Below are 18,431 nucleotides of genomic sequence, written 5' to 3'. Positions count from 1 at the left end.
GTAGCATTTAGGTATTTAAAATATAAATTAAAGTTTCGGTTGTCCAAGTACCACGTCCACAACCGACAAAATCACAATCATTAGTCCAAATATCAATATCTAGCAACAAAAAAATAGCCACGATTTCCCAATCATTTGGATATCTGGGAATTAGGTTTTTAGCCTTATTTTCTAAATGTTGATAACTATTGAAAGGAACAATATTAATAAGATTATCAATAATGTTTCTGGCATGGTAAAGTCTTTCTATACCATCATTATAAGATATTTTATTTTGTTCAATCATTAAGTTGATTCTTTTACTCAATTCATAATTTGTTTCTCCGATAATTCGCTCAGAAATATACAAAGTTAAGCGAGAATCTTTAATTAATTCTTGTCCTCTTTTTCTTAATAATTCTCCGATCAAAATATTGGCATCAACAACTAAAAGCATTTCTTAATAAGGAAAAGGATTATTGGGGTCTAAAATTTCGATTAACTCATCTACTGTCATATTGCCTGATTTTGCCATTTTTTCTAAAGTTTCATTAATCTGAGAAAATAACTTGTCTAATTCTTCAGGATTTTTCTTTTTTACACCGATTTTCTTACGATAATATTCGGCATTTTTTTTAATTTCTTCGAGTTCTTTTGCTACTGTCATAAAAATTACCTTTCATAATTACTATTCTCATTCTCGATTATAGCAATAAGTTTTTCTTGTCGTTTTTCAATATAAAAAACTAAACCTTTCGGGTTAAATATTATTCAACTCCTACGAAACTATTTTTGTTTCATTGCTAAATTTTAAGCATCATCGGTTAATATTTTAAATGTCATCTCAATTCCATTATCAATAATAACAATGGCAGAAGTTATCCAAGAAATCATTATCGAATCAGGTAGAACCGAAAAACAATACTGGAAGGATATATGGAAATACCGTGAATTGTTTTATTTCTTGGCATGGAGAGATATTCTAGTTCGTTACAAGCAAACTGCGATCGGCATTGCTTGGGCATTAATCCGTCCTTTTTTGACAATGGTGGTGTTTACTGTCATTTTTGGTAACTTAGCCAAATTGCCTTCAGAAGGTGTACCATATCCTATTTTAGTCTTTGCAGGAATGCTTCCTTGGCAATTTTTTGCTAACTCTTTATCAGAATGTAGTAATAGCTTAATTGGTAATGCCAATCTCATTTCTAAGGTTTATTTTCCCCGTTTAATTGTACCTACGAGTGCTGTTGTAGTGAGTTTTGTGGATTTTATGATTTCGGGGATGATTTTACTGGCTCTAATGATATGGTATAATTTTGTACCCACTTGGAGAATTATCACTCTACCGATATTTATTCTCATCGCTTTTGCCCTTTCTATGGGGGCTGGTTTATGGTTTGCATCTCTTAATGTCCAATATCGAGATTTTCGTTTTATCGTGCCGTTTGTGGTGCAATTTGGCTTATATGTTTCTCCTGTCGGTTTTAGTAGTTCGATCGTCCCTGAAAAATGGCGTTTACTCTACTCGTTAAATCCGATGGTGGGGGTAATTGATGGTTTCCGTTGGGCAATTTTAGGAGGAGAATATCAATTACATTTATTAGGTTTTACCGTTTCCCTGATTTTTGTGGGTTTATTTTTAGTTTCAGGAATTTGGTTTTTCCGTAAAATGGAAAGAACTTTTGCTGATGTAATTTAAGATTAAAATAGAGAAAAAGATTTTTCTGTCCTAAAGCTAGTAATGATTTAATTTTAATTAAATTAATATATTAAGTATTAATAATTAAATACAAAAAAGGAGTAATTAATGACACAAATAACTTTAGATTTACCAGAAGAAATGATGATACGTCTTCATGGTTTAGAAGAAAAATTAACAGAAATTATGGAGTTAGGTATAAGAGAATTTAATGCTTCTAATCAAATGGGATTTAAGGGTTTTGCCGAAGTATTAGAATTTTTAGTTTCTTTACCTTCTCCCGAAGAAATCATAGCTTTACATCCAACTCCTGACTTACAAAATAAGATAGATTCCCTTTTAGAAAAAAATCGTCATGGTAATCTTACTCAAGATGAAAAAAAATTGTGGCAACAGTATCAATATTTAGAACATTTAGTACGTCTTGCTAAAGCTAAAGCCTATATCAAATTACAGGAAAAACCAATGTAAAGAATGAGTAAAACTTATATCTCCTCTCGTTTAAAAAAGATTATTTTTGATCGAGCCAAAAACAGTTGTGAATATTGTTTAATCCCTCAAATAGCAACATTTGCATCTCATCAAATTGAGCATGTGATTGCTGAAAAACACGGAGGTTTAACAGAATTGCACAATTTAGCTTTATCCTGTACTTTATGTAATCAATATAAGGGTACTGATTTAACATCGATCGATCCTCAGACGGGTAAAATTGTACAACTCTTTCACCCTCGTCAAGATATTTGGTCAGAACATTTTACCATTGTAAATGGAGAAATTATTCCAAAAACTGCTAAAGGTAGAGTTACAGTTAAATTACTACAATTTAATAATAAAGAACGAATAAAAGAACGTAAATTATTTATTTTAGCTGGAATTTATCCTAATAGTTAAACATATTTTACATAGAATTAGTAAAATTTTAAACGATGATACATCCTCACTTAAAAGATATTTTAAATCAGGTCAAAAAATCTTTAACTAATCTATATCGAGAACAGTTAGATAAAATTATTTTATATGGTTCTCAAGCTAGACAAGATGCTCAAATCGATTCTGATATAGATATTCTGGTGGTTTTAAGAGATAATATTAATCCCTATGAAGAAATAGATAAAACAGGAAATATTATAGCTCAAATAAGCCTAGATTATGATGTAGTTTTGTCTCGTCATTTTGTTTCTTTAGAAAAATTTAATCATGGTAATAACCCATTTTTACAGAATATAAAAAAAGAAGGAATTGTTATATGATGATAGAGGCGATAAAATTAATAGAGAAGGCAAAAGAGAGCTTGAAAGCCTCTGAACTTTTATTAGAAAATAAATTATATAATTTTGCAGGATCAAGAGCTTATTATACGATGTTTTATATAGCTGAGGCTTTTTTATGGACAAAAAAAATGAGCTTTTCTAGTCATTCAGCCGTTATATCTGCTTAGTAAGGCAGGGAGTTAAAAACGTTAATTCTCAAGCAATTATTTCACAACCGACTTTAGAAGATGAAGTTAGTTATCTGGAAATTACAGGTTATATGCGTAATCAACTGTTAAGGGATAGTGATGTAATGAGTATGCGTCATGGTTTAGAGTTAAGAGTACCATTAGTCGATCGAACTTTACTAGAACAAATATCCCCCATCAGCAGTAAATTAAGACTAGCCCAGAAAAAACAACTGTTAGTGAATGCCGTTGATGAATTGCCAGAATGGGTAGTAAATAAACCGAAAAAAGGCTTTATGTTTCCCTTTCAAACATGGATAGATAACGAGTGGAAAGATTCTTTTTCCGTTGGTAAATTAGAGGGCAAAATTAACTTAAAATTATGGTATCGTCGTTGGTGTTTGATGATCCTCGATCGATGGTTCAGGTTTTAGATCTAGTACAGGTAGGTGAAAATATAGCGGTTTTTAAAATTATGAGGTACATTTTTTGATAATAGTTGCTTAGTACGAGTGTTCTAGGTTAAATTAGAAGTAATAATAATTTCTTCTATAGGTGAATTATGGAAAATTTAACCCCTCCTCAAAAACAGTTATATGACTGGTTAGTTCAATACATTCAAACTAATAAACACTCTCCCTCTATTCGAGAGATGATGACGGCAATGAATTTACGATCGCCAGCACCGATTCAAAGTCGTTTAGGAAAAATGCGCGAAAAGGGTTATATTGATTGGTTAGAAGGACAAGCCCGAACTCTGAAAATTCTCAAAAATTATAATCAGGGGTTGTCATTACAAGGCAAAATTACCGCAGGAGGATTAGTTGAACCTTTCTCCGATGAACAGGAAAGACTTGATCTAGGCTCAATGTTTAATGATTCAAATTGTTTTGCTTTACAAGTCCTTGGAGATAGTATGATTGATGATCATATCACGGAGGGAGATTATGTGATCATGCGATCGATCGAGGACTCCAGCGAAGTTCAAGAGGGAGATATTGTCGCTGCCAGAGTCGAAGGACAAGGTACTACTCTCAAAAGGATTTATTTTTCTGGGGATAACGTAGTCTTAAAAGCCTCTAATCCCAATTATGAACCCATTAATGCTCCTTTAGAGCAAGTGGAAATTCAAGGCATTTTACAAGGAGTATGCCGTCTTTTTGGTTAAATGATAAAAGATAAATCAAAATTCTATAGCAGTTATAAAATTTAGGGTATTCTAAAGACTGCAATTTTTGTGAGGAGTATCAATGAAAGTTCTATTTATCAGTTTTTTACTTATTTTTGTCTTAGCTCAATTTGTCTTGTGGCTAAAAAATTTCTTTATCCCTCTTCCCCTCTACATTTTCGGTGGTGCTTTATTGGCGATCGCATCGAACTATGAACAGGGGATCAAAGATTTATTCCAAAAACTACCTATTAACCTTCGATCGAACCAGAAAAATTAATGAATGACCAATTACCACAAGTAGAAATTTATACCGATGGTTCTTGTTTGAATAATCCGGGGCAAGGAGGTTATGGCGTAGTCTTATTAGCAGGGGATAATCGCAAAGAATTATCAGGAGGGTATAAATATACGACTAATAATCGCATGGAAATTTTAGCGGTGATAAAAGGTTTACAGGCACTGAAAAAACCCTGTCGTGTGAATCTTTACACCGATTCTCAATATGTAGTCAATGCCATAACTAAAGGTTGGGCGAAAAAATGGCAAAAAAATAATTGGCAACGTAACGCCAAGGAAAAGGCGAAAAACCCTGATTTATGGGAAATTCTTTTAGAATTATGTAAACAACATCAAGTAAATTTTATTTGGGTAAGAGGGCATTCAGGCAACAAAGAAAATGAAAGGTGCGATCGACTTGCCTTCCAAGCCGCCCAAAGCTCAGATTTACAGGAAGATGTTATCCAAAGTTAAAATCGATCGAACCCCCCTAAACTCGATCGCACTCAAAAAAAATACTAAGAGAAATCTTCTACAATCATGCTAGGATCAAAATGATAAAATTTTATCGACAAATCATTGATGAGACAAATAATTATCTATCCCGGAGAAAACGGTTATTGGGTTGCTCAATGTCCCAGTTTGCCTCCTTGTATTAGTCAAGGAAAAACAAAAGAGGAGGCAATCTTTAATATTCAAGAAGCAATAGAATTATATCTTGAACTTCTTCGGGAAGAAGGACGTATTATTCCTGAAGATAAAGTTAAAACAGTAACACTTTCCCTAAAATCTTGATAAAGGAACTCTAAGAGCTATTATCCGACAAGCTGACTCAGAAGTGGAGGAATTTATTGAGTTATTAAAGAATAAATAATTTTTATCAAAATATTGGGAAAATACCCGAACTCCCTCAATTCTTAATTCTTACATCTTACTTTTTAATTTTCATGAGTTTAAAAACTGTTTGTATAACATTGGGAACACGACCCGAAGCGATAAAATTAGCCCCTGTAATTAAGCGTTTTCAAGAAGCCAAAGATTTCGATACTAAAGTGATTTTAACAGGTCAACACCGAGAAATGGTTAGCCAAGTGATGAAATTATTTAACTTGAGCGCCACTGTTGACTTAGACATCATGCAGACAAAACAAACTTTAAGTGATATTACCTGTCGCAGTTTGCAGGGATTAGAAAAAATTTTTCAAGAGATAAAACCTGATTTAGTTATCTCTCAAGGAGACACCACCACTGCTTTTAGTGCTTCCTTAGCCGCCTTTTATCAACAAATTCCCGTTGCCCATGTGGAAGCTGGACTACGAACAGATAACATTTATAATCCTTTTCCCGAAGAAGCGAATCGCCGTTTAATTTCTCAAATCAGTCAATTACATTTTGCCCCCACCACTTTAGCCGTAGAAAATCTCAAAAAGTCTGGAGTCACAGGAGAAATTCATCTCACGGGAAACACGGTAATCGATGCTTTATTATCCGTTGCCGAAAAAAATCCTCCCTGTGATATTGAGGGTTTAGACTGGCAAAAATATCGAGTTTTATTAGTAACAGTACATCGTCGAGAAAATTGGGGCGAACCTTTACAAGACATCATCGCTGGTTTAAAATTAGTTTTAGCTAAATTTCCTGATACTGCCATATTATTACCCTTACATCGTAATCCGATCGTTCGTGAACCTTTACAAAAAGCATTAGGAGATCACGATCGAGTCTTTTTAACCGATCCTTTAGACTACGAACAATTAGTAGGTGCAATTCAACGCAGTTATTTACTGTTAACAGATTCGGGCGGTTTACAAGAGGAAGCCCCTAGTTTAGGAAAACCTGTGTTAGTATTGCGAGAAACTACAGAAAGACCCGAAGCTGTAACCGCAGGTACTGCAAAACTCATCGGCACTCGATCGAATCGAATTTTATCATCAGCCAGTGATTTATTAGGCAATGAAGCGAATTATCAACAAATGGCAGAAGCGATTAATCCTTTTGGGGATGGTAAAGCGTCCGATCGAATTGTGGAAATTTCCCGTAATTATTTATAGTTTGGAAATATTGTAGGTTGGGTTGAGAATACGAAACCCAACAAATTTGAGGAATCCTTATTTATGGTATTTATTGAGATAGGTAGAATCTAAATAATCATGATAACTTTTGTAAAGATCAAATCCTGCTACTTTCACTTTAAAAGAAGAAGGTTGATAATATTCTTGATTAGGATATTTGTCTCGGAAATGTTGAATATAAAAATAAGTTTTTTCCCATTTACTCAAATAGTCTAAAAACAACTTAAATTGCAAATAATATTGCTCATACTTATAGCTTAAAGTGATATATTGCAAAATTCCCGAAAGAATCAAAAAATCTTCTGTTTCTTCTTTTTTTATTTTAATAATTTTAGTGGCAATATTCATTAATTCTTTTTCATTATTTTTAACTAAAAGCACAAAAGACTTTAATTCTTCAGTGTGATAATCAAGGTTATAGTTAATAAATTCTTGAATTTTTTTAAATAAATTCCATTGGTGAATATCATTAATTTTCACTTCATAAAAAATGTTTAATAAATTAGGTATTTCAGAAATTGTTACTAAATACTTGACATAAACACTAATAATAACTTTCTCTTTTTCTTCATATAATTTTTCTTGAAAAGATTGTTTTAACTTTCTCAATTTTTCTTGAAAAATCAATTTATTTTGTTGTTGTCTTATCAATTCAAGACATTCATTATAAAATTCAAAGAAAACAACATCGTTATATTCTTCTTCTACTTCATCAATTTTAATAAAAATATCCAGATTATCTAAAAGGGGTTTTAAAAACTCTTTTCCTATGATGAAATAATGTTTTTTCTGTTGACAATATTTATCTAAATAAGATTGGATTCTTGCATAAACTAAAAAGTCTTTATTACTAAAATTTTCGTTAAATAAAGCCTTAAGAGTTAAACTAAGATTCTCTATTTTTTCGATCGCACTATGATAGAGAAATAAATGTTCAGAGGGAATATCAGAACGTAATTTTTGCCCTAACAGATAATCCACAAGGGTTTTTTCCCCGACTAATGGACGATTCCACCAAGGTTTTTCCATTTTTGGTTTCAAAACTAACTCTGCTTCCATGATGTTTCCCTCTGTTCAACAATATGTCCCTATATATAACATCATAATTTTTTTTTTTGAGAAAACCATCAGTATATTTCGGTATTTTTTAAGTTAACTTTATAAACTTTTATTTCTATTTTTTCTATTTTTTTTATACTTAAGTATTTTTTGTTAAGTTAATTTTAAATTGATGATAAACTCAAACACATTTAACTTACTTTTTTCTAATTTTGAGAATCTCTATTACCTATTAGTGTTTGGCATCCATTGACGAATGAGGTTAGGATAGAAAGAAAAAGAGTTGTGAGTTTTTTATGGCATCATCGACAGAGGTTAAAAAATATTTAGCATATTGGCTTCAACTAGGGAAAAAAATTATTATTCCCCATGGCAATCTGTCTTTATGTCCATCTCGAATTATCAATGGCGATCGATATAGTGTAGAATTTGAGGAATGTTGGGCGTTAATCAGCGATGAGAAAACAGGAGATTGCTATTTAGAAGGTACAATACAAACCATTCAAGAATTACTATCCCCAAAATGGGAAATAAGTAACTGCGCCCGTTGTGAAATGCCTGTACCGATGATACAATTAGGTTTATCTTCGGAAGGTTGTGTCTGTAGTGATGTTGAGGGTTGGCCTAATAATGAATTACCAAAACCTAGAGAGCCAATTAATAATCAGAAGAAATTAGATGATATAAGGAAGTCTTTACGGGAAAAAACGTCAAAACTGCTCAAAAATCACCAAATATGACTATAAGAGAGTCTTAATCAAATGCAGTGTACAATCTTAAAGGTGACAAGATTGAAACTTAAGTTATCAATTACTTTCACCCATCTGTACTAGCCTAGTTAACAACTATTTACTATTCACTATTAATTGTTTATGTATGGATAAAGTGAAAAATTCTGAGAAAAACAATAAGCGCTCTCCTAAAGGGTTAAATGGGAAAAGAGTTAAAGCGGTTTTGCGTTGGTGGAGAATGACTTTTTATCGTCTCATTCCTCCTACAACCCCAGAAAAGGTTAAATCATTGCATCAAAAATTATCTTATGATTCTTCTTGGAATACCGACTTTGTACTCTGTACTATATCTGCTTGTTTAATTGCTACTTTTGGCTTACTTAGTAATAGTACAGCCGTGATTATTGGGGCGATGATTGTTGCACCTTTGATGTTACCTTTAAGGGGGTTAGCTTTTTCTGCTTGTGAAGGAGATTTAAAGTTATTTAAAGAGGCTATTTTCTCTATTGTTGGGGCTACTTTATTATCTCTTTTTCTTTCCAGTTCGATCGCAACTATTGCTTCTTTACCAGATATGGGCTCAGAAATTATAGCTCGAACTCAACCAAATTTGATCGATTTAGGTATTGCTATCACTGCTGGAGGCATTAGTGGTTTTGGCAAAATCCGAGAGGGTATCAGTGAAACTTTAGCGGGTACAGCTATTGCGGTGGCTTTGATGCCTCCTTTGTGTGTAGTGGGAATTTCTTTGGCTATGGGTAACTATCCCTATGCCGTTGGAGCTTTTTTGTTATATATTACAAACCTGTTAGGTATTACTCTGGCTTGTATGATTGCTTTTATCGTTTCTGGTTATACGAAAGCAACGAAAGCCTTAGGATTAACTACTTTATTGACGGTGTTTTTAATGATACCCTTGGGCGCTAGTTTTTTCCGTTTATTACAGCAACAACGCATTGAAACGGAGATTAATCGCAAATTAGTTAATGAAACTATTACGGTAGGGAAAGATGTAGAAAATGTTCGAGTCAAAATTGTTTGGACTACAAAAAACCCTTTAATTACTGTCACCCTACAAACTGATAAACAAATCTCACCAAAACAAGTCAAGTTAGTACAAGAGTTTCTCAATCAACGGCTCGATCGAAATTTTGATGTAGTGTTTTCTGTTATTCCCGTTCGCAGAATCACGGGAGAAGATAAAGAGATTCCCATTTTTCCCTTAGAAATAGACGAGAATACATTTTCTATCCCCGAAAATAATAATATTATTCCCTTACAATAGAAGAATTAATAATTAATAATTTTTTTCTAATCATCAAGGATATAAAAACGCTTTTTATCGTCATCAAAAAAAATCCCATATTCTATAAGTTGATCTCCTTTTGCTTGTAAAAAACTATCATAACCTGCGTATTTAATATAATCGGTTTTTTTCAATCTTTGCCATACTTGTTGACGGGGTAAATAAACTCTTTTACTAATATCTTCTTGAGGTAAATTTGTCGAAAGTGGAGAATAAGATATAGGTTTTTTTTCTTGGCTATTATTATCTTTTTTCGTTTCTAATTGTGCTTCTAAATCTTCAATTCTTTGAATAAAAGGTTGTAGAGTTTTATTGATAATTAAATTTATTTTTTCCTCAAAATCAATATTATCTTTTTGATGAATTATTTGCTCAATAATAATAGGATTATTTTCTAAACAAGCCTCTATAAATTTTTCTATTACACCTCGATAATTAAACTCATTTTTAGCACACCATTCCTGAAATTTGATGAGCTTAGTTCGATCGAGCCTAACAGATTTTAAGTTATGATGATCAGGATTAGACATATAACATTAACCTTGATTTATTTGAGTCACTAAATGAGTTAATTCGGGAATAATGAGCTTTTCTAACCCTAGTTTAACGGCATTACTCGAACCGGGTAAGGAAAAAACTATTTTACCATTATATAATCCTGCCGTTGCCCTAGAACACATCGATCGAGAGCCAATTTCTTGATAACTTAAATAGCGAAATATTTCCCCGAAACCAGACAACGTTTTTTCTAACATTTGACTAACTATATCATAGGTATTATCCCTAGGAGAAATTCCCGTGCCTCCCGATAAAATAATAGTATCTAAAATGGGATTTTTTACTAAACTAATTAACAAAGATTTTATCTGTTCAGGTTCATCTTTTACAATATCATAATGAATAATTTTGTGATTAGCATTTATCAACAATTCTTGAGCTAATTTACCACTCATATCCGTCTCAAAAGTGCGAGTATCACTAACAGTTATTACTGCACAATTAACACTAGAAATCGGTAAATTTTGATGAGGAATAGCCATAAGAATTGAGAATTAAGAATGCAGAATTAAGAATTAAGAATTAAGAATTAAGAATTAAGAATTAAAAACTTCTCACTATGGTTATCGAGCGTAGTCGAGATGCACTATTGACTATTCATTATTCATTATTCACTATCAACTATTCACTATTAAGATTTAGTAAACCCTAAACCATGTTCTTCTGCGTAGCGTTCCATAAAACGCATAAATCTATCCCATTCTTGAGGAGATTTTATCACATAAATTGCTTCGATCGCCTTGGGTTCGCCGTTAACGAATTTACACTTTACCTCACGGGTGACTAATTCCCCTTCTTCGTCGATTAAATACATACCAGTCACTTCTTGAGTATTGCCACTTTCTAGTATTTTGGAACTTTCAAAACGAAATGTTGCAGTACCATTGCTACCGTCACGGGAACGAGTTAATTTAACATCAGGGATAGATTCTTCGATTACGCCTTGGGCAAATTGTATTTGAGCCATTAATGATATTTCCTATGATTTTTTATTAAACTATAACTTTACCTATTTTCTCATAACATTGAGTTATCAACGGTAAAATTTGAAAATTAGAGATAAACTCATTATATAACTATTTGGTAATGTTAGAAGTCGAAGTCCACTCAGAGTTACGAAATTTTTTACGGCAAAAATCCCAGTTAGGTTGGATACACCATCTAACTATGGCGAGAATGGTAGCTCGTGGGTTAAGATTAGGTCGATCGACTATCATTCAAACTGGCACAAGTTATCTGCAATATTATCCTAGTTATTTAATCCCTGCATTATTGGCTAATGATGATGTAATTATTGTAGCAAAAAAGGAGATTCAACAATTATTAGTTAAAGAGAAAATACCTTGTTTACAACAATGGTTAAATACAGATAAATTTGTAAGTACTAATTGTCAAGAAAAAGGTTTAAAATCGGCTACTTTATATGTAATTAATTATCAATATTGGTTAGATTTAGTGTTTAATAATGTACTGAATGAATCAGCAGTTACGATTATCGAAGAAGCTGAAAATTTACTAGATATTATCACCGAATATTTAACCCAAGAAATTACCGCCGAAGATTGGTATAATTTGCAATTATTGTTACCCCATCATCAAAATTTTCTTAGGGAAAAACTAGCTAGATTAACAAAACTAATTTATAGTCATCCTAACAATCCCTATAATAGTTATTTATTGGAAGATGAAGAAATTATTATTATTCAAGAATTATGTAATTTAGTCAAAGAAAAAACTACTCAAGAGCCTGTTTATAAAAAGTTGATTAATTTTTGTGAAGCATTAAGTCAAAATCATCAATATATTAACTATTTTACCGTGAATCGATCGAACGGTTCTTTTACCCTCAAATCTTCACCTTTGGAATTAAAAAATTTAATTAATAATATTTGGCAAAATAGAACATTTATTTTACTATCTAGTTATTTAGATACAAACAAATATCCCCTAGATTATAGTCAATCATTAGGATTAAATTTAGAAGATTTTACTTGCTTAAAATTTTCTCCTGATGGACAAAATCAGAATCTCAATCTTTATTTTCCTCGTAATTTTCCCTTTCCTAATAATCCTCATTTTCAACATCGAGTTAGTCAAGAAATAGTCGCTTTAGTTAGCAGTATTAAAGTTAATCACTATCCAATTATTATCATCGTTGATGATGTGCCATTACAAGGGCAAATTACCGCTAATTTAGCGAGTTATTTCGGTTCGAGAGTTAAACTAAATTCTTTAGATATAGGGGAAAATAGTATTTTAGTCTGCGATATAAAATTTTGGTTAAACTATCAGGATAAACTATTAAATCCTATCCTATTAATCTTTGCTACTTTACCAATTCCTTCTTTAGAAAATCCCCTTATTGGCGCTCAAGTTACCCATTATAAAAATCAAAAAAAAGATTGGTTTCGTTTATTTCTCTTACCTTATGCCATTAAAATTTTACAACAATCAACTATGTCTATTAGAAAAAATCAAGGGGTAATTGCATTATTAGATAATCGGGTTAATTACCGTAGTTATGGTATTAATATTTTACGATCGTTAGAACCCTATGCTAAAATTAATTATGTGGATATGTTTGAAATTAATAATTAGAATTAAGAATTAAAAAGTGTAGCAAATAATTATTTATTTTATATATATTTTTTCTCCCTATTTATGACTATTAAAGTTGTCGGTATCGGTTTAGAAGGTAAAAATAGTTTAACTAATTTTGTCCTCGATATTGTTAATCAAGCTACGGTTTTAATGGGTGCCGATCGACACTTACAATACTTTAGTAACTATCAAGTAACAAAAATAAAAATTAATAATTTAGAGTCAATAATTACAGATATTAAGAAATATCAAAAACAAGGAGAAAATATTGTTATTTTAGCATCAGGTGATCCTTTATTTTTTGGTATTGGTAGAATTTTAGTCAATAATTTTACTAAAGAAGAATTAGAATTTTACCCTCATTATAGTTGTGTTCAGCTAGGTTTTAATAAATTAAAAATACCTTGGCAGGATGCAATATTTATCAGTCTGCACGGCAGAAATATTGATGCTTTAATTGAGGCATTAAAAAAAGGTTATGAAAAAATGGCTATTCTCACAGATAATACTAATAATCCCCTCGTTATTTGGCAAGTTTATCATCAATTAAAATCTAGTTTTTCTTATGATTTTTGGTTATGTGAAAATCTTGGGAGTCAAGATGAAAAAATTACTCTCATCGCAACAACAGAGGATATAAACCTAGACAATATATCTCCTCTTAATATCATTATTTTAATTAAAAAACAGGAGTTCGATCGAGATGTTTTAGATGTCAAAAAATTACCTCTGATGGGATTGCCAGATAACTTATTTAAAACCTTTCGGGATCAACATGGATTAATCACCAAAAAAGAAGTAAGATTGATGATATTAGGGGCATTAGCTTTACAACAAAATCAAATCATTTGGGATATAGGAGCAGGTACTGGTAGTGTTTCGATCGAAATAGGTAGATTAGTAAATTCTAGTAAAATTTATGCCATAGAAAAAACGGCAATGGGGGCAAATTTAATCAGAGAAAATAGTGAGAGATTTCGAGTAAAAAATATCACAGTAATTCATAACAAGGCTGAAAAAATCATTTCAGATTTGCCTAATCCTCATCGTATTTTTATCGGTGGTAGCGGTGGAAATTTAACCCTTTTATTAAACATTATTCAAACAAAAATTCATCCCGAAGGAAAAATTGTCATAGCCTTAGCCACGATCGAAAACTTAAACGAAGCCTTACAATGGTTTAAAGAGAATAGTTGGAATTATGAGATTCTTCATGTACAAATATCAAAATCGTTAGCTATCGCTAAAAATACCCGTTTTAATCCTCTTAATCCTGTGCAGATTATTACCGCATGGCTATAGACATAAAATGATGAAAGTGATATTTTCTCTAAAAATGGCGTTAAATTTATGGAACGATCGAACATTCATTCGCCCTATAATTCATGAATCTATAGGCGAAACATTTTCTTACAAAAAATCTGACAAAATTAACGATTTATGGGGTAAAAAATGATTTAAGTAATATTTCGCAACTCAGTATGAAATCGCTTTAGCAGATTTTAGCTATTAGCTTCGAGATTGCTTCGTGCCTCGCAATGACAATCCAACTTAACTAAATTATTTAATTTCCATTCCCTAGCATCATCAGTAAACTTAAATACCAACTAGCTTATCAATATCTTTTATTCCCTTGCCTAGTATAATAATCAGTTATATTATGGTAATTTTTATTTTGATACAATAAGTTATGTTTGATGCTTTAGCGGAACGTTTAGAAGATACATGGAAAAAGTTACGAGGGCAAGGTAAGATAACCTCCTCCAATGTTCAAGAGGCTTTACAGGAAGTAAGACGGGCTTTATTAGAAGCGGATGTTAATTTTCAGGTTGTCAAAAGTTTTGTAGCCGAAGTCGAAAAAAAAGCCCTCGGTGCAGAAGTTATCTCTGGGGTGAATCCTCAACAGCAGTTTATCAAGATTGTTTACGATGAATTAGTTAAAGTCATGGGGGAAAGTAATGTACCCCTTGCCAAAGCAGAAAAATCTCCTACAGTAATCTTAATGGCTGGTTTACAGGGTGCAGGTAAAACCACCGCTACTGCTAAACTAGCTTTATATCTGCAAAAACAAAATCGCTCTTGTTTGTTAGTGGCTACGGACGTATATCGACCTGCGGCGATCGATCAGTTAATCACTTTAGGGAAACAAATTAATATCCCCGTCTTTGAGTTAGGCAAAGATGCTAATCCCGTAGAAATTGCCCGTCAAGGTATCGCCCAAGCGCAAGAGCAAAAAGTTGATACCGTCATCATCGATACTGCTGGACGTTTGCAGATCGATCGAGATATGATGGCAGAATTAGCCCAAATCAAAGAAGTGGCACACCCCCACGAAATTCTCTTAGTGGTGGATTCCATGACTGGGCAGGAAGCCGCTAACGTTACTCGTACCTTCCATGAAGAAATCGGCATTACGGGTGCAATTTTAACCAAAATGGACGGGGATAGTCGAGGCGGTGCTGCCTTATCCGTGCGTACCATTTCAGGGCAACCCATTAAATTTATTGGGGTTGGGGAAAAAGTCGAAGCGCTCGAACCCTTTTATCCCGATCGAATGGCATCCCGTATATTAAATATGGGGGATATTGTCACCCTTGTAGAAAAAGCGCAGGAAGAATTAGACATCGCCGACGTAGAAAAAATGCAACGGAAGATGATGGAGGCGAAATTCGACTTTAACGACTTCCTCAAACAGATGCGCCTGTTAAAAAATATGGGATCATTTGCAGGGGTAATGAAACTCATCCCCGGTATGAATAAATTAGGGGCAGGGGCGCTCGAACAAGGAGAAGTGCAACTGAAAAAAACTGAATCCATGATCAATTCCATGACAAAGGAAGAAAGGGCAAATCCGCAACTTTTAGCGCAATCCCCTAGTCGTCGTCGCCGTGTCGCTAAGGGTTCGGGGCATGAAGAAAAAGAGGTGTCTCGTCTTGTCAGTGACTTTACTAGAATGCGCACCATGATGCAACAAATGAGCATGGGAGGAGGAATGCCCCAGATGCCGGGAATGCCGGGCATGGGAGGAATGTTCGGAGGTAATCGCCCCGGTTATCGCAATCAACCTCCTGCTAAAAAGCCGAAGAAAGTTAAGAAAAAAAGAGGTTTTGCTGATCTGTAACCTAAAATAAAATGTCATTGCGAGGCGCTTTGCGTTGCGAGGTACGAAGCAATCTGAAGCAATCTCTTATTCTCAATTATTGCTAACTCGATCGATCTTTGGGTTTATGGGGATCGATCGAAATCTTTCTGAAAAAAACTTCACAATTAACACAATCAAAATTGATTAAATATTAATTTACTGGTTGTTTTTGCCAAGAAGTTAATGAACCACTTTTAACAGCTTGAAATCCGGGGAAACCACCAATTCCACTGCCGATAACTTCCATTAATCCTGGTTGTTCAAAAAATACAGAACTGTTACTAGGATTACCTATCACGTTATAACTTTTTGCCCATACACCACCATAAATATTTGTTCCCCCAGGACTATTAAAATTGGAAGCAGTATAAGTTCCACTACCCGCTATCAAATTAGCATCTCTGACAGCATCATTCACATCTAGACCAGAACAACCATTACCCCCCCCATCAATACCTACATTAGCATAAGGTGCATGGATAAAAGCCATAGTACAAGCGTTTCCTGACAATAACCAATTTTGAGTACTATTAGAAGGGGGATTACCATATACTCTGATTTGTCCAGGTCGAGGAGTAGCCGTAGCATCAACTAATCTTAAATCATCATTTCCACTTTGAGTTACATTCCCAGAAATATAGATACGAACTTCCGCATTGGTATTAATTAGAATCCTACTTCTATCCCAATCACGAATTTGATAATAATAAACTTGTTTTGTTTTTCCGTCCACATCCACATTAGAAACCACATCTCCAGATCTTGGGAGAGTTGGATGACTATTCTGAGTAATATCTCCGGGAGAGGTAAAAGTATTAATTGTTACTCCACTAGGTGGGGGAGGAACTGCAGGGATACTTAAAGAACCTATTTTTATGTCTGTAGTTTGTCCTTGATAAGGATTATTGATAACGGAGTTAGTGGTTGCTCCTAAAGAATCTCTCAAGTCATTTGTACTTGGTTGTGTGGCACCCCCTGAACAGGATAATTGACACTGTGCTGGATCTGTACAGACAACATTAGTTGTAATAGCATCACTTTGTCGCATATTAAAATCAGAAGCCATGAGAGCAGGGCCTGAACCTCCACCGCCAACAGGTTCAATGGTAACGGGAAATTCCACTAACAAACGAGAGCGACTATTGGATTGACGATTTAATTCTCCTTGAACTAATAAACGTCCTAAATTATTGGGTTCATCATAACGATAAGCTAATAGTTCAAATACACCAGCACTAGAACCTGTACCTGTTGAAACTCTATTGCGAGTCACACTACCTGTTGTACTGTCAACGGTAATAACTGTTAAATTATTAGCGACATCGTCAGCAGAAGAACCACAGGAATTAATGGCGTATTGAAGAGTTAAATCTTTTGTCGTATCTGTCCATTCATTAAGAGCAGTTCCCAAAAGTCCATTGGGATCAAAGGTTCGGATGAGTAACTCTCTATTTTGAGAATTGGCGTTGAATTGAGCAATTAAATTATTAATTCCAGCTTCCGTAATGGCTACATTTTGTTTAGCACTTTCCTCTGAATAAACATTTGTTTTATTTTTCGATGCCATAAAAATCCCTGTGGTGGTAGCGGCTAAAATGACTAATCCTAAAGATATAGCAATAATTAAAGTATTACCTTTTTCTTTATTTTTACTATTTAAAACTTGACTGCGAAAAACCCACATCCACAAGTTACTTATGTTTTCTTTATTGTTTTTCATTTTTGCGCACCCTTTTTAATTTAGACTCTAAAATCTTAATAAAATTTAACGTATTTATACTGATAAATTACCTTATCTTTATAATAACTTTAAATTGTTTTTTTAGTATTAGTAAATATACGCAATTAAACGCTATTTGATATAGGCAAGAATATCCTCAACTTGTAAATCGAGGTAATAATCCTGAATAATTGAATCAAAAGAAAGTCAATCATTAAGCAATTCGAGAATACTTTGTACAGTAATGCGTGTACCTGCGATACAAGGTTTACCCAAGTGAATTTGAAGATTAACGGTTATTCTTCCCATTGGGAAAACAACACAAGCATCTATAAATTGAAAATACTTTGTTAAATTCTCTAATTACCTGAATTTATCGCACCATATGCTCACTTACCTATCGCACGATTCTTTTAAAAATGCAATTGTTATAAATTAACAGTTTGAATTTAACCTAATACCTGTTACCCGATACCTGATACCTTTTTTTTGACATAATTTATCATAAGTAGTGACGCTCCATACACTTACGTTTGTAAAGTGTAGGCTTCAAGCGGAAATTATCCAACACTAAAGCAAAATAGATTGTATATTTTAAAATTAATGGAAATAACCCATAATCTTTGTTGCCTCTTGCCTTTTGCCTTTCACAAAGTAAACATACAATTAATTTGCC

At 33.2% G+C, this 18,431-nt stretch carries 24 protein-coding genes; 16 read left to right on the top strand and 8 right to left on the bottom strand.

Annotated elements, in window-relative coordinates; genetic code table 11:
• Positions 1–7: 7 nt before the first annotated feature.
• The gene (locus tag ACN4EE_RS08090) at positions 8–436 is read right to left on the bottom strand and encodes a PIN domain-containing protein (RefSeq protein WP_431705910.1); all 429 of its coding nucleotides are present in this window, start codon (positions 434–436) and stop codon (positions 8–10) included.
• A 3-nt stretch (positions 437–439) separates the two neighbouring features.
• Positions 440–646: a hypothetical protein gene (locus tag ACN4EE_RS08085; RefSeq protein WP_431705909.1), complete on the bottom strand. Its 207-nt coding sequence runs from the start codon at positions 644–646 to the stop codon at positions 440–442.
• A gap of 201 nt (positions 647–847) precedes the next feature.
• Here ACN4EE_RS08085 and ACN4EE_RS08080 point away from each other — a divergent pair, with 201 nt between their 5' ends.
• The 11 genes from ACN4EE_RS08080 (at position 848) to wecB (ending at position 6,617) form a co-directional block, all read left to right on the top strand.
• Positions 848–1,678, top strand: coding sequence for an ABC transporter permease (locus ACN4EE_RS08080; protein ID WP_431705908.1), 831 nt, complete (start codon positions 848–850; stop codon positions 1,676–1,678).
• Between the two features lie 108 nt (positions 1,679–1,786).
• The gene (locus ACN4EE_RS08075) at positions 1,787–2,149 is read left to right on the top strand and encodes a hypothetical protein (protein ID WP_431705907.1); all 363 of its coding nucleotides are present in this window, start codon (positions 1,787–1,789) and stop codon (positions 2,147–2,149) included.
• A gap of 3 nt (positions 2,150–2,152) precedes the next feature.
• Complete coding sequence (locus ACN4EE_RS08070) at positions 2,153–2,572, top strand: HNH endonuclease (RefSeq protein WP_431705906.1); 420 nt, start codon at positions 2,153–2,155, stop codon at positions 2,570–2,572.
• Positions 2,573–2,607: 35 nt separating this feature from the next.
• Positions 2,608–2,931, top strand: coding sequence for a nucleotidyltransferase domain-containing protein (locus tag ACN4EE_RS08065; RefSeq protein ID WP_431705905.1), 324 nt, complete (start codon positions 2,608–2,610; stop codon positions 2,929–2,931).
• Positions 2,928–3,119 (top strand): HEPN domain-containing protein, encoded by a 192-nt coding sequence (locus ACN4EE_RS08060; protein ID WP_431705904.1) that lies wholly within the window; start codon positions 2,928–2,930, stop codon positions 3,117–3,119. The genes ACN4EE_RS08065 and ACN4EE_RS08060 overlap by 4 nt, the downstream gene beginning before the upstream one ends.
• Positions 3,110–3,553 carry an asparagine synthase-related protein gene (locus ACN4EE_RS08055; RefSeq protein WP_431705957.1) on the top strand — a complete coding sequence of 148 codons (444 nt, stop codon included), beginning with the start codon at positions 3,110–3,112 and terminating at the stop codon, positions 3,551–3,553. The genes ACN4EE_RS08060 and ACN4EE_RS08055 overlap by 10 nt, the downstream gene beginning before the upstream one ends.
• A gap of 128 nt (positions 3,554–3,681) precedes the next feature.
• Complete coding sequence (gene lexA, locus ACN4EE_RS08050; protein WP_431705903.1) at positions 3,682–4,287, top strand: transcriptional repressor LexA; 606 nt, start codon at positions 3,682–3,684, stop codon at positions 4,285–4,287.
• A gap of 82 nt (positions 4,288–4,369) precedes the next feature.
• A complete protein-coding gene (locus tag ACN4EE_RS08045; protein ID WP_431705902.1) occupies positions 4,370–4,567 on the top strand; it encodes a hypothetical protein in 198 nt (65 codons plus the stop codon).
• A complete protein-coding gene (rnhA, locus tag ACN4EE_RS08040) occupies positions 4,567–5,040 on the top strand; it encodes a ribonuclease HI (RefSeq protein WP_431705901.1) in 474 nt (157 codons plus the stop codon). Before ACN4EE_RS08045 ends, rnhA begins: the two co-directional genes overlap by 1 nt.
• 108 nt (positions 5,041–5,148) lie before the next feature.
• Positions 5,149–5,361, top strand: a complete 213-nt coding sequence (locus ACN4EE_RS08035; RefSeq protein ID WP_431705900.1) for a type II toxin-antitoxin system HicB family antitoxin — start codon at positions 5,149–5,151, stop codon at positions 5,359–5,361.
• Positions 5,362–5,513: 152 nt separating this feature from the next.
• Positions 5,514–6,617: a non-hydrolyzing UDP-N-acetylglucosamine 2-epimerase gene (gene wecB / locus ACN4EE_RS08030; protein WP_431705899.1), complete on the top strand. Its 1,104-nt coding sequence runs from the start codon at positions 5,514–5,516 to the stop codon at positions 6,615–6,617.
• Positions 6,618–6,674: 57 nt separating this feature from the next.
• Here the strand turns inward: wecB and ACN4EE_RS08025 are convergent, their stop codons facing one another.
• Complete coding sequence (locus tag ACN4EE_RS08025; protein ID WP_431705898.1) at positions 6,675–7,697, bottom strand: hypothetical protein; 1,023 nt, start codon at positions 7,695–7,697, stop codon at positions 6,675–6,677.
• Positions 7,698–7,993: 296 nt separating this feature from the next.
• Here ACN4EE_RS08025 and ACN4EE_RS08020 point away from each other — a divergent pair, with 296 nt between their 5' ends.
• Positions 7,994–8,437 (top strand): hypothetical protein, encoded by a 444-nt coding sequence (locus ACN4EE_RS08020; protein WP_431705897.1) that lies wholly within the window; start codon positions 7,994–7,996, stop codon positions 8,435–8,437.
• 136 nt (positions 8,438–8,573) lie between these two features.
• Positions 8,574–9,713 carry a DUF389 domain-containing protein gene (locus ACN4EE_RS08015; RefSeq protein WP_431705896.1) on the top strand — a complete coding sequence of 380 codons (1,140 nt, stop codon included), beginning with the start codon at positions 8,574–8,576 and terminating at the stop codon, positions 9,711–9,713.
• Positions 9,714–9,739: 26 nt separating this feature from the next.
• On the opposite strand, the gene ACN4EE_RS08010 is transcribed toward ACN4EE_RS08015, so the two are convergent.
• From ACN4EE_RS08010 to psb28, 3 genes are all read right to left on the bottom strand, one after another.
• Positions 9,740–10,264, bottom strand: a complete 525-nt coding sequence (locus ACN4EE_RS08010; RefSeq protein WP_431705895.1) for a hypothetical protein — start codon at positions 10,262–10,264, stop codon at positions 9,740–9,742.
• Between the two features lie 6 nt (positions 10,265–10,270).
• A complete protein-coding gene (locus tag ACN4EE_RS08005; protein WP_431705894.1) occupies positions 10,271–10,774 on the bottom strand; it encodes a MogA/MoaB family molybdenum cofactor biosynthesis protein in 504 nt (167 codons plus the stop codon).
• A 149-nt stretch (positions 10,775–10,923) separates the two neighbouring features.
• A complete protein-coding gene (psb28, locus tag ACN4EE_RS08000; RefSeq protein ID WP_431705893.1) occupies positions 10,924–11,259 on the bottom strand; it encodes a photosystem II reaction center protein Psb28 in 336 nt (111 codons plus the stop codon).
• Between the two features lie 119 nt (positions 11,260–11,378).
• Between psb28 and ACN4EE_RS07995 the strand changes: the two genes are divergently transcribed.
• The 3 genes from ACN4EE_RS07995 (at position 11,379) to ffh (ending at position 16,014) form a co-directional block, all read left to right on the top strand.
• The gene (locus tag ACN4EE_RS07995; protein WP_431705892.1) at positions 11,379–12,890 is read left to right on the top strand and encodes a helicase C-terminal domain-containing protein; all 1,512 of its coding nucleotides are present in this window, start codon (positions 11,379–11,381) and stop codon (positions 12,888–12,890) included.
• A gap of 63 nt (positions 12,891–12,953) precedes the next feature.
• The gene (gene cbiE / locus ACN4EE_RS07990; RefSeq protein WP_431705891.1) at positions 12,954–14,195 is read left to right on the top strand and encodes a precorrin-6y C5,15-methyltransferase (decarboxylating) subunit CbiE; all 1,242 of its coding nucleotides are present in this window, start codon (positions 12,954–12,956) and stop codon (positions 14,193–14,195) included.
• Between the two features lie 388 nt (positions 14,196–14,583).
• Positions 14,584–16,014, top strand: a complete 1,431-nt coding sequence (gene ffh, locus ACN4EE_RS07985) for a signal recognition particle protein (RefSeq protein ID WP_431705890.1) — start codon at positions 14,584–14,586, stop codon at positions 16,012–16,014.
• A 172-nt stretch (positions 16,015–16,186) separates the two neighbouring features.
• Here ffh and ACN4EE_RS07980 read toward each other — a convergent pair whose 3' ends face one another.
• Positions 16,187–17,755 carry a DUF7305 domain-containing protein gene (locus ACN4EE_RS07980; RefSeq protein WP_431705889.1) on the bottom strand — a complete coding sequence of 523 codons (1,569 nt, stop codon included), beginning with the start codon at positions 17,753–17,755 and terminating at the stop codon, positions 16,187–16,189.
• 207 nt (positions 17,756–17,962) lie between these two features.
• Positions 17,963–18,064, bottom strand: a complete 102-nt coding sequence (locus ACN4EE_RS07975; RefSeq protein WP_431705888.1) for a DUF433 domain-containing protein — start codon at positions 18,062–18,064, stop codon at positions 17,963–17,965.
• Positions 18,065–18,431 lie beyond the last annotated feature (367 nt).

This window comes from Geminocystis sp. CENA526 (assembly GCF_050753365.1).
GTDB lineage: Bacteria > Cyanobacteriota > Cyanobacteriia > Cyanobacteriales > Cyanobacteriaceae > Geminocystis.
Note: the sequence above shows the minus strand (reverse complement) of the source record. Positions and strands in the feature narration are given on the sequence as shown.

What these genes read in the sequence shown, in the direction of transcription:
- ACN4EE_RS08090 (WP_431705910.1), bottom strand. Translation starts at nt 436, where the DNA reads ATGCTTTTAGTTGTTGATGCCAATATTTTGATCGGAGAATTATTAAGA.
- ACN4EE_RS08085 (WP_431705909.1), bottom strand. Translation starts at nt 646, where the DNA reads ATGACAGTAGCAAAAGAACTCGAAGAAATTAAAAAAAATGCCGAATAT.
- ACN4EE_RS08080 (WP_431705908.1), top strand. Translation starts at nt 848, where the DNA reads ATGGCAGAAGTTATCCAAGAAATCATTATCGAATCAGGTAGAACCGAA.
- ACN4EE_RS08075 (WP_431705907.1), top strand. Translation starts at nt 1,787, where the DNA reads ATGACACAAATAACTTTAGATTTACCAGAAGAAATGATGATACGTCTT.
- ACN4EE_RS08070 (WP_431705906.1), top strand. Translation starts at nt 2,153, where the DNA reads ATGAGTAAAACTTATATCTCCTCTCGTTTAAAAAAGATTATTTTTGAT.
- ACN4EE_RS08065 (WP_431705905.1), top strand. Translation starts at nt 2,608, where the DNA reads ATGATACATCCTCACTTAAAAGATATTTTAAATCAGGTCAAAAAATCT.
- ACN4EE_RS08060 (WP_431705904.1), top strand. Translation starts at nt 2,928, where the DNA reads ATGATGATAGAGGCGATAAAATTAATAGAGAAGGCAAAAGAGAGCTTG.
- lexA (WP_431705903.1), top strand. Translation starts at nt 3,682, where the DNA reads ATGGAAAATTTAACCCCTCCTCAAAAACAGTTATATGACTGGTTAGTT.
- ACN4EE_RS08045 (WP_431705902.1), top strand. Translation starts at nt 4,370, where the DNA reads ATGAAAGTTCTATTTATCAGTTTTTTACTTATTTTTGTCTTAGCTCAA.
- rnhA (WP_431705901.1), top strand. Translation starts at nt 4,567, where the DNA reads ATGAATGACCAATTACCACAAGTAGAAATTTATACCGATGGTTCTTGT.
- ACN4EE_RS08035 (WP_431705900.1), top strand. Translation starts at nt 5,149, where the DNA reads ATGAGACAAATAATTATCTATCCCGGAGAAAACGGTTATTGGGTTGCT.
- wecB (WP_431705899.1), top strand. Translation starts at nt 5,514, where the DNA reads ATGAGTTTAAAAACTGTTTGTATAACATTGGGAACACGACCCGAAGCG.
- ACN4EE_RS08025 (WP_431705898.1), bottom strand. Translation starts at nt 7,697, where the DNA reads ATGGAAGCAGAGTTAGTTTTGAAACCAAAAATGGAAAAACCTTGGTGG.
- ACN4EE_RS08020 (WP_431705897.1), top strand. Translation starts at nt 7,994, where the DNA reads ATGGCATCATCGACAGAGGTTAAAAAATATTTAGCATATTGGCTTCAA.
- ACN4EE_RS08015 (WP_431705896.1), top strand. Translation starts at nt 8,574, where the DNA reads ATGGATAAAGTGAAAAATTCTGAGAAAAACAATAAGCGCTCTCCTAAA.
- ACN4EE_RS08010 (WP_431705895.1), bottom strand. Translation starts at nt 10,264, where the DNA reads ATGTCTAATCCTGATCATCATAACTTAAAATCTGTTAGGCTCGATCGA.
- ACN4EE_RS08005 (WP_431705894.1), bottom strand. Translation starts at nt 10,774, where the DNA reads ATGGCTATTCCTCATCAAAATTTACCGATTTCTAGTGTTAATTGTGCA.
- psb28 (WP_431705893.1), bottom strand. Translation starts at nt 11,259, where the DNA reads ATGGCTCAAATACAATTTGCCCAAGGCGTAATCGAAGAATCTATCCCT.
- ACN4EE_RS07995 (WP_431705892.1), top strand. Translation starts at nt 11,379, where the DNA reads ATGTTAGAAGTCGAAGTCCACTCAGAGTTACGAAATTTTTTACGGCAA.
- cbiE (WP_431705891.1), top strand. Translation starts at nt 12,954, where the DNA reads ATGACTATTAAAGTTGTCGGTATCGGTTTAGAAGGTAAAAATAGTTTA.
- ffh (WP_431705890.1), top strand. Translation starts at nt 14,584, where the DNA reads ATGTTTGATGCTTTAGCGGAACGTTTAGAAGATACATGGAAAAAGTTA.
- ACN4EE_RS07980 (WP_431705889.1), bottom strand. Translation starts at nt 17,755, where the DNA reads ATGAAAAACAATAAAGAAAACATAAGTAACTTGTGGATGTGGGTTTTT.
- ACN4EE_RS07975 (WP_431705888.1), bottom strand. Translation starts at nt 18,064, where the DNA reads ATGGGAAGAATAACCGTTAATCTTCAAATTCACTTGGGTAAACCTTGT.